Source organism: Microcoleus sp. T3_B1 (assembly GCF_036700445.1).
GTDB lineage: Bacteria > Cyanobacteriota > Cyanobacteriia > Cyanobacteriales > Microcoleaceae > Microcoleus.
In genome coordinates this window covers 1,243-10,785 of record NZ_JAUBOX010000141.1, presented here as the reverse complement: position 1 = coordinate 10,785, position 9,543 = coordinate 1,243, and the positions used below count along the sequence as shown (strand labels likewise).

Annotated in this window: 5 protein-coding genes; 3 read left to right on the top strand and 2 right to left on the bottom strand. The window is 47.0% G+C overall.

Features of this window, described 5'->3' with window-relative positions:
• Nucleotides 1–230 precede the first annotated feature (230 nt).
• Nucleotides 231–1,325, top strand: coding sequence for a RuBisCO accumulation factor 1 (locus QT990_RS34505; RefSeq protein WP_333147194.1), 1,095 nt, complete (start codon nt 231–233; stop codon nt 1,323–1,325).
• Between the two features lie 304 nt (nt 1,326–1,629).
• Here QT990_RS34505 and QT990_RS34500 read toward each other — a convergent pair whose 3' ends face one another.
• Nucleotides 1,630–2,760, bottom strand: coding sequence for a DUF4349 domain-containing protein (locus tag QT990_RS34500; RefSeq protein WP_333147196.1), 1,131 nt, complete (start codon nt 2,758–2,760; stop codon nt 1,630–1,632).
• Between the two features lie 166 nt (nt 2,761–2,926).
• Here QT990_RS34500 and QT990_RS34495 point away from each other — a divergent pair, with 166 nt between their 5' ends.
• Nucleotides 2,927–5,383 carry an ATP-dependent helicase gene (locus QT990_RS34495; RefSeq protein WP_333466340.1) on the top strand — a complete coding sequence of 819 codons (2,457 nt, stop codon included), beginning with the start codon at nt 2,927–2,929 and terminating at the stop codon, nt 5,381–5,383.
• A 636-nt stretch (nt 5,384–6,019) separates the two neighbouring features.
• Here the strand turns inward: QT990_RS34495 and QT990_RS34490 are convergent.
• A complete protein-coding gene (locus QT990_RS34490; protein WP_333148238.1) occupies nt 6,020–7,702 on the bottom strand; it encodes a tetratricopeptide repeat protein in 1,683 nt (560 codons plus the stop codon).
• A 467-nt stretch (nt 7,703–8,169) separates the two neighbouring features.
• On the opposite strand from QT990_RS34490, the gene QT990_RS34485 reads away from it, so the two are divergent.
• The coding region (locus QT990_RS34485; RefSeq protein WP_333148236.1) for an RluA family pseudouridine synthase at nt 8,170–9,543 on the top strand (1,374 nt) is incomplete at its 3' end.

The window sequence follows — 9,543 nt, the reverse complement described above, 5'->3', positions numbered from 1 at the left end:
CATGATATAATCATATCATGCTTTTAGAAATCAACCAGGATTTTTCTAAGACTGTAGGCGGCCGCATCCGCTGCCGAGTTCATCCCCACGCCTGAAGTCGGGGGCTTTCCTCTCGTTTTCCGGTAACAATAGTCTCATAACTCACTTACTATTAATCTATCGCTCTGCCGCGACACGAGCCTTGCCGGTATCCAATCACACATAACTTAGCGCTAGTTTTTGATTCAATTATGACTGATACACCGCAAGATTCCTCCCCTCCTGCATCTGCACCCTCCACCAATGCTGTGGATGCCGAAAAGTTAATTCGCTCGCTCCGCCGAAAAGAAGGCACTTGGGTAGAGTGGGGACAAGCCTGCACAGCACTGCTAAAAGCTGGCTACAACTCTCAAAGGATTTTTGAAGAAACTGGTTTTGAGCCAATTCAGCAAAATCAAGTAAGCGTCGCAGCCCAAGTTTACACCAGCATGGTCAATGCTGGGGCTTCAGAGGAAGTTCGATCGCACTTCTTAAAAAAAGGTAGCGATATCTTATACGAGTTTCGGATTCTCTCTCAAGTAGAGCGGGCCGGGGCGGCTGGTTTGATGCTAACCCACAATTTGGATGTTGACGATGCTCGCCAAGTTGCTAAAGCGATCAAGGAGTTTTCGCACTTCGGGAGTCTTCCCCAAGGGTTCACAGACACTCCCGGCGATGCTATGGCTTACCAATGCTGGCAATTGGCGAGACAGAAAAGCGATTTGCAAGAGCGATCGCGCTTAATTGCTCGCGGTTTAAAATTAGCTAGCAGCCAAACCGCTAGGGCGCAAATCGAGCAGTTGCTCGTCGATTTTACCGTAGTTCCGAGACGGGAAGCGCCCCGCTTGCCCGTCTACCGGCTCGATACCGAGGAACAATTGCCCCGGATTGTCCCGGTTGTGGGCAAATTGCCGCTTTCTACGAGAGATTTGCTGGCAGTGCCTTTGCCGGAGGAAATCGAGCCGTTCCGAATGGTAAAATTTTCTGGAGCCGGAGCTTGGGTGGCGATTCCCGGATGGCAGGTAATTTTGAACGCTGAAGATCCGGTGGCGGTTTTGGAAATGAGCGATAAATTGCCGGTACCGTTGCAAGGCAAAGTAGAAGAAGTTTTGATTATTGCCGATCGAGCCCAAAGACAGTGGGATGCTGAGAGTTATTTCCTAGCCGATAACGCTGGCAATTTAGAATTGCACTGGTTTGAACAATCCCCTGATTTTCCGATATTGGGGCGAGTTGTTCTGGTGATGCGTCCGAAAAAGATTGTGGATGAAGACTATACCAAAGATGGATGGCAAATTGATGATTAGTCAGTTGACTGTGGTCAGTTGTCAGTTGTCAGTTGGCAGTTGTCAGTTGGCAGTTGTCGTTGGTGTTAAGAACGGGTTTTCCTGCTGTTCCACAATAGATAAATTTTATGTGGGTGGAATGACTAATGGCTAATGACTAATGACTACTGACTACTGACTAATGACTACTGACTAATGACTAATGACTAATGACTAATGACTAATGACTAATGACTACTGACTACTGACTAATGACTAATGGCTAATGACTAATGACTACTGACTACTGACTAATGACTACTGACTACTGACTAATGACTAATGACTACTGAGGCGGTTTCGGTTCTTGAATTGTCGGAACAGAATGCTGTTTCTTAAATCGATTAAAGCCGTAAACCGCAGCCCCAATTAACAGCAAATAAGGACTGTAAGCCAACAGCCAAATACCCAAACCAAACAAACCGAGCGTCAATTCACCCACAGAATGAGTCGCTTTCCCCCAAGTTTCCTGCGCCCGCAAACCTAGAGAAGGTTCCTGAGTTTGTTGAGCCGATACTGCTGCTTCTAGAGTTAAGCTAATAGTCGAATAGGCTACTTGATTTCGCAAACTTTTTAACTGAGCGTCAATGCGTTCGATCGACTCCCGAATATTGCTCAACTCTTGAGCAGCTTTGAGTACATCGCCGACAGAACCCGATCGCTCCATAATTTTTAACACCATTTCTTCCGATTTGCGGAGGTTCCGCAGCCTAGCCTCGCTGTCAACTAATTGATTGGTAACATCCTCAGCCGTCAGAGAACGGTTCTCTACAGTTCCGAGTTTTGCCAAAGCGTCTAAAGTTGTTTCTAAACGTTCTTGAGGTACGCGAATCTCCACAGACGCGGTTTGGCGGACACTGGAATCCGGAGGCTTTTGATTTTGGAAACCCAAGATATCGCCTTGCTGTTTTTCGACAATATTGGTAACAGATTTAGTGCTGGCGTCAATAGATTTAACAACTACACTGAGTTGGGCTTTTTTAATTAGTTGGGGACGGGTTGCTGGAGTTTCTGCTGCTTTTTTTGATGCACCAGAAGTTTTTGACCTTTGGGCTGCTGGCTCCGGTGCTGGTGCCGATTGTGGAGCCGATGCGGCAACTTGGTTTTCATGGCTGCTGGATGTAGCTCCACCGCAGCTAGGCAAAGCAATGGCTGAAGATAAAGTTAAGAATACTGCCACAGCCAAACGAGTTGTGCTGCTGTTGGCTGAGTTTGGGTTTGGCTGGTGCGGGGGCAGGGCCGTTTCATTCTTGGTAGGGGCCGCGCCCCCGTGCCGGCCCTTTTGGCCTGAAACCCCCATGCGCTGGTTGGTGGCGGGGGTAGGCACGGGGGCACTACCCCTACAAAAACCTCGTTTTTGGTGAGAATGAAACAGCCCTGGGTGCGGGGGGGAATTGATTTTGAGGTGAGTTTTCATTTGGGTGACTCCTCTAAAAAAGGCTTGGGTATTGAATTTTATGCTGGTTTTAATTTAAGCTCGAATAGATCGTGTTAGTTTAGCCGATACCGAAATGGAAACGGTAGAGGTTGCAGATTTTTTTATTTTTAACCGCAGATGAACGCAGATAAATGCGGATGTAATAATGACTGATGAATTTGATTCTGATTTTATGCGATCGACAACGAATATCGATCGCCCTGGCAACATTTCCTCTGGGTTAGACTCTGCCGCAGCTTTGCGAGAACAAGCTTGCCTTAAAATTCGCGAAAGCTTGCGTGCGGGCCAGCAGGACATGGCGGACTGGCAAGGCGGCCCCCTTGCTGTTTCTGCGGTTCCGGGGGCCGGGAAGTCTACGGGAATGGCTGCTGCGTCGGCAATTGCGATCGCCCGCAACGGGCTTCACAGCCGCCGCCAGTTAATTGTCGTGACATTTACGCGATCGGCTGCTGCTAATATTAAAGCTAAAATTCGGGAAAGATTGGCAGAATTGTCTTTATCTCAAGGCGGTTTTGCAGTGCACACTTTGCACGGTTTAGCTTTGAATATTGCCATGCGCCATCCCGATTTGTCTGGTTTAAATTTAGAAAATTCAACCTTAGTTACTCCCACTCAAAGTCACCGATTAATTCGTACCTGTGTAGAACTTTGGATTGCCGAAAATCCCCGCAGATATCAAGTTTTGTTGGAAGGACAGCAATTCGACGGAGAAGAAACGGAGAGGCTGCGGCGACAATCGGTTTTGCGGACAGAAATTTTGCCACAGGTAGCTAAAACTGTTATTCACGAGGCGAAATCTTCTGGTTTGTTTCCCGAACAGTTGTTAGAAATGAGCGCTCTTGATACGGGGGATGGTTATGAGATTTTAGCAGTAGCTGGGGGTTTATATCAAAAATATCAGGCTTTGTTGAGGAGTCGGGAATTCATCGATTATGACGAGATGATTTTAGCAGCTTTGCGGGTGTTGGACAATCCGAGGGCGAGGGCGATCGAGCAAAAGCAAGTATTTGCCGTTTTTGAGGACGAAGCCCAAGATTCGACACCTTTGCAAACTCGGCTTTTGGAAACATTGGCGATCGATCCAGATCATCCTACCTCACCTCCCAATTTTATCAGAGTTGGCGACCCAAATCAAGCGATTAATTCTACTTTCACTCCCGCCGACCCGATTTATTTTAACCAATTTTGTGATGAGTGCGAAGTAGAGAATAAGTTAGCGACTATGGACGGTGCAGGCCGCAGCACCCAAGTAATTATCGATGCCGCTAACTTTATGTTGCAATGGGTAAATGCTTCGGAATTAGCGAAAAATGAAAAGCCTTTTCGCGACCAAACTATTAAGCCAGTACCCAGCGATGACCCGCAGCAAAATGCCAATCCTGCTCCCATTGGTCGAGGCTTAGAATTGCATACTCCCCGCGATATTTACCATACAGTTGAGTTGATTGGCAAGCGGGTAATTGAGTTAGTAGAAGAATTTTTACCCGCAGAGTTTGAATTTGGAATAAATGGCAAAAATATCGAATCAGACCCTGAACCTACCGAGGGGGAAAATAGCGCAAAATTGCCGTTAGAGAATCTGAAATCGATGGCTATTTTGGTGCGGGAAAACAAACAAGGTAAGTTTATCAAAGAAGTGCTAGAAAATCCTCAAAAACACGGATTAAGCTTTGATTTGCGGAAATACGGGATTAAAATTGAGGATGTGGGAGAACGCGACAGACATTCTCAAGTACCTTGGGAAATCTTAACACTGCTGCAATTTCTCGATCGCCCCCACTCTCCAGACTACCTGAAAGCAGCGTTAAAGATTTTGAGCGATCGACAACTGATTCCCAAACAAGACTACAATGCTTTTGCTACCAGCCCCGAACAATTCCTTTACCCAGGCCCCCTAGACCCCCAGCAGTCAGACCCGGTTCGCAAATGTCGCTATTTTTGCTGCGGTTTGCTGCAAGCTAGCTTAGAACTGCCACCCTACCAAATCATTTCCTTCTTAGCCTTAGCGCTGCAATACGACCAAACAGAATTAGCCACCGCCGACAAATTAGCAGAACGGGTAGCAATCCAAACAGCCGGCAACAATTCAATGCGGAATATTTTGGGTGTACTTAGCGAAATTGTGAGTTCCGAAAGATTTGAACCTGTGGATGCCGACGACAAAATAGAAGAACGTTATACCAGCAAAGGTCAACTAACCATTATTACCATGCACAAAGCTAAAGGATTAGATTGGGATTGCGTATTTTTGCCGTTTCTGCACGAACAAACCATCCCCGGAAATTTGCGAGTTTTGCCGCAAACCCGATTTTTAGGAGATTTCACTTTAGCAGAGGTAGCGAGAGCACAAATTCGAGCAAGTTTGCACGAAAAATATCCTTTACCAAATCTAGGCGAAGCGTGGGAACAAGCAGGTTATTTGAAAACAGCAGAAGAGTTTCGACTGCTGTATGTGGCGATGACGCGAGCAAAAAGTTTGTTGTGGATGGCGGCGGAGAAAAAAGGCCCTTTTACTTGGAACAAACCAGAGAATTTACAGGAGCAAAAACCTTGTCCGGTAATGCCTGTCTTGAAGCAGAGATTTCCGAGTAATGCTATATAAAAAAGTAAGAATTATATCATGTCCGGTCGATTACCCCAAATCATACCAATTTTAAAAAAGAATGCAACAGTATTCTTGTTCCCCCCCTTTGCAAGGGGGGGTTAGGGGGGGTCGAAGAGTGTTGCACGATTTTAGAGAAATGGTATCAGGTAGGGGCGGGTTCACCAACAATATCTGCCAATAATTAACAATCTCAAAAACCCGCCCTGCCGGGATATTATGGTCAATCTATCGGACATGATATTAAGCTGATGTGCATCAGCTTATCACAAGTTATCTGGCGTTAGAAAATCCCTATCTTTGTCGCATAATCAACTTAATTCGATTGTTAATTGTTCATTTACAGCATATTCCATGTAGATGTGGTACACACAATCTTCTAGCCCGTGTAAGGTGCGTCGCCACCCGTCAATCTGTAAGTTTTATCGACCAATATTTCGCAGCGACGCACCCTACAGATTAACTGCCGGGATATTATGGTCAATCTATCGGACATGATATTAAGGATCGCGAATTAAATAACTTACAATTTTAATTGTTATTGTGGGATGGGCGTCCCGCCCGTCCAGAAAGGGCGGGCGGGACGCCCATCCCACAAGAACCATCACGCATTGTAAGTTATTTAATTCTCATTCCTTACCACTTTCCTGACATCGCGCCCTTGAGTCTCAATTCTTCTCGACTAACTAAAGCTTCGTAGTAATCGGGTTTGATTTCGAGGGCGACTCCGTAAGAGCTAATGGCATCTTGAGTTCGCTGCAATTTTTGCAAAACGTCGCCCCGCTGCGCCCAAGCTTCCCAGTTGTCTGGCTTGAGTTGAATCACTTGGTCAAAAGCGACGAGTGCTTGGGAATAGTTCTGCATTTCCCCTAGGATCAGACCTCGCTGTACCCAGCCTTGATAGTTATCCGGCCAGATAGTAATTGCTCGATCGTATGATGCTAGAGCTTGTTCGTACTGCTGCAATTTTGACAAAGCGTTGCCGCGTTTCAACCAAGCTTCAAAATTGTCGGGCACGATTTTAATTACGCGGTTGTAAGCTGCGACGGCTTCTTCGTAACGCTGCAATTTTTCCAGCGCTGCGCCTTGTTGCAAGCCTACTTTTGATGTAATTTCTGCTTCTGAAGTCAGAGAGATTACTTTATCAAAACAGGCGATCGCTTCTTCGTATTGCTGCAATTTTTCCAAAGCTTCGCCTCGCAAGTTCCAAGCTTCTAGAAAATTACCTTCAATTTGTAGGGCATTGCTGTAAGCGATAATTGCCTCTTTGTACCGTTCCAATCCTGCTAGGGCGATGCCTCTACCCAGCCAAGCTTCGGGAAAATTCGGATTAATTTGAATGGCTTGGTCAAAAGCAGCGATCGCCCCTTCAAAATCTCTCGATTCTGACAGTGTTTGACCGCGCCCGATCCATGCTTCGGGATAAAAAGAGTTAATTTGAATTGCCCGATCGAAACAAGCAATTGCCGCGTCGGCCCACTGGTGTTTGAGGGCCATTCCTTTATAAAACCAAGCTTCGCAGTCGTTCGGTTGCATTTGCAGTACGCGATCGTAAGCTGTCACCGCTTCTGCATATTTGTGCAATTTTGCTGAAGCAATGCCCCGATTGAACCAAGCCAGACTATTTTGTGGTTGCAGTTGAATGGCGCGATCGTAAGAAGTTACAGCTTCAGCGTAGCGTTCGGCTTTCATCAAAGCCAAACCTCGGTTCAGCCAAGCTTCCCAATTAGTCGGGACGAGTTTCAGCGCGCGCTCAAAAGCCGCCACGGCTTCAGGGTAACGCTCCGCTTGAACCAACACATTGCCTTGCCGATACCACATGGCGGGCAAATTCGGATGAAGTTGGGTTGCTTTTTTGTAACAGGTTGCGGCTGCATCCCACTGCTGCAATTCCTCTAAAACTCTGCCTCGCTGATACCAAGCTTCGTGCTTTTCTGAATTGATTTGAATTGCGGTGTCGAAAGCCGCGATCGCTTCTGAGTGATTTTGCAAACTTAACAGCCCTGTGCCGCGCAGCATCCAAGCCCAGTATTCTTCGGGATTAATTGCTGTAGCTCGATCGGCGCAGGCTACGGTTTCTGCGTAGGAATGCAGTTGCTTGTAAGCTTTGCCCAGATTCAGCCACGCCCTGGCCCAGTCCGGCTTAATTTGAACCGCTTTTCCGTAGCAAAGGACTGCCGCTTCGTACCTTCCTGCGGCGTACAATCTATTGCCCCGATCGTAATCTGGAAATGCTGCAAAAATTCTTAAAATCGGCGGCAGCAGAGCTGGTTGGGGGTTTGAGGAGTTTTCAGGAGCCGAAGTCGAGAGGTCTGGCATACGCCTTGCACATAAAAAATTTAGTGGGATAACAAGCTTGCGGTCTTATATATTAACTTATGCTTTTCTTAATCTCGCTGCTGTTTGGAAACAAATTTAGCATATCAGGCTTGGTGCGACCAATCATTTTTACTTAATTATAGTAGGTATAAAATTATGCACCCTTCCCACTTTCGGTACACCCCTGTAAGATACGGTCAGTCGATTTTAGATTTTAGATTTTAGATTTTAGATTGACAATCAAGCATCCAGGATACAAGCCCCCGGATTCATTCCGAAAGCAGACTCAGGACCGGTGAAATAAAAAACCTGTATCCGATGAAACTTGCCCCCCGAATTTATCTCGCGCAAGTCAATGCTTAAATCTAAAATCTAAAATCTAAAATCTAAAATCTAAAATAGATTGACCGAAAGCATCCAGGATACAAGCAGATATGTCCTAATTCAGATTTCAAACCAAATTTAATATGTTAGAATTTTACGCGCTTTTAGATGTCACGGACTGTCATTGGGAGTCGATCGACTCGCAGCCGAATTATTGGTACGAAGGCCGTTGTCCTCAAAGTGGCGAGCTGCTGAGACTGCCGCGCACTCGAATGTCCGAGGATCTCGCGCGGGGTTTGATGCAGTACCTGGCGGCTGACGATTCCTACGATCGCGAAGGGAAGATGTACGGCATATTACTGGTGGAGAGGCCTTCGGGGGAACAGGGGATACTCAAAGCATTTTCCGGGCTGCTGAATGGTTGCAGCATTGTTGAAGGCTGGGTGCCACCGATTCCGGGACGAGCTCGTGTGGCTTTCGAGGAAGCCCGCACCTTAACTCAATTGGAGGAGATGAAACAGGAACTTATTGCACTGAATCAACTCCCGCAGCGACAAGAGTATGAAGCCTTATTTCGGGAGTTTGAAGTGCAAATGCAAGTTTTGAGCGATCGGCATCGCAATTGCAAGCAGCAGCGAGACGAAAAACGCCAGTTACTGTGTCAAACTCTCACAGCAGAAACACTAGAAATTGCCCTGGAACAACTGAATCAAGAAAGCCGTTTGGAGAAAATTGAACGCAGACAATTGAAACGACAGCGGGATGAAACATTGCAGCCCCTAAAACAATTAATTGAAGCTGCGGATCGACGGATGCGGGCGCTAAAACAGCAGCGAAAAGAACTTTCCCGCGAACTTCAAACGCAAATGCACGCGGCTTACACTCTGATGAATTTTTTGGGGAAATCGAGCTCCATCTCCTCATTGATGCCAACAAATTCTATTCCCACTGGCACCGGCGACTGTTGCGCGCCAAAATTGCTCCACTACGCGGCAGTACACCATCTGAAACCGCTGGCAATGGCTGAGTTTTGGTGGGGGCCACCATCTGGCGATAAGATACAGGGAGAATTTTATGGCGCTTGTGGCGATCGGTGTCAGCCGTTGATGGGTTTTTTGCTGTCAGGATTGGCTCAAAATCCGATTGTTTCTACTAATATAAATGAGGGTTTAACAGGCGGGCTAGAAGCCCAACCCCTACTCCCCACAAATCATCATATTTCTTGTGGAACGGGCATCTTGCCCGTTGCGGGCGGGTTAGAAGCCCAACCCCTACTCCCCACAAGCAATAATATTTCTTGTGGAACGGGCATCTTGCCCGTTGCGGGCCGGCTAGAAGCCCAGCCCCTACTCCCCACAAATCATCATATTTCTTGTGGAACGGGCATCTTGCCCGTTGCGGGCGGGCGAGAAGCCCAACCCCTACTCCCCACAAGCAATAATATTTCTTGTGGAACGGGCATCTTGCCCGTTGCGGGCGGGCGAGAAGCCCAACCCCTACTCCCCACAAGCAATAAT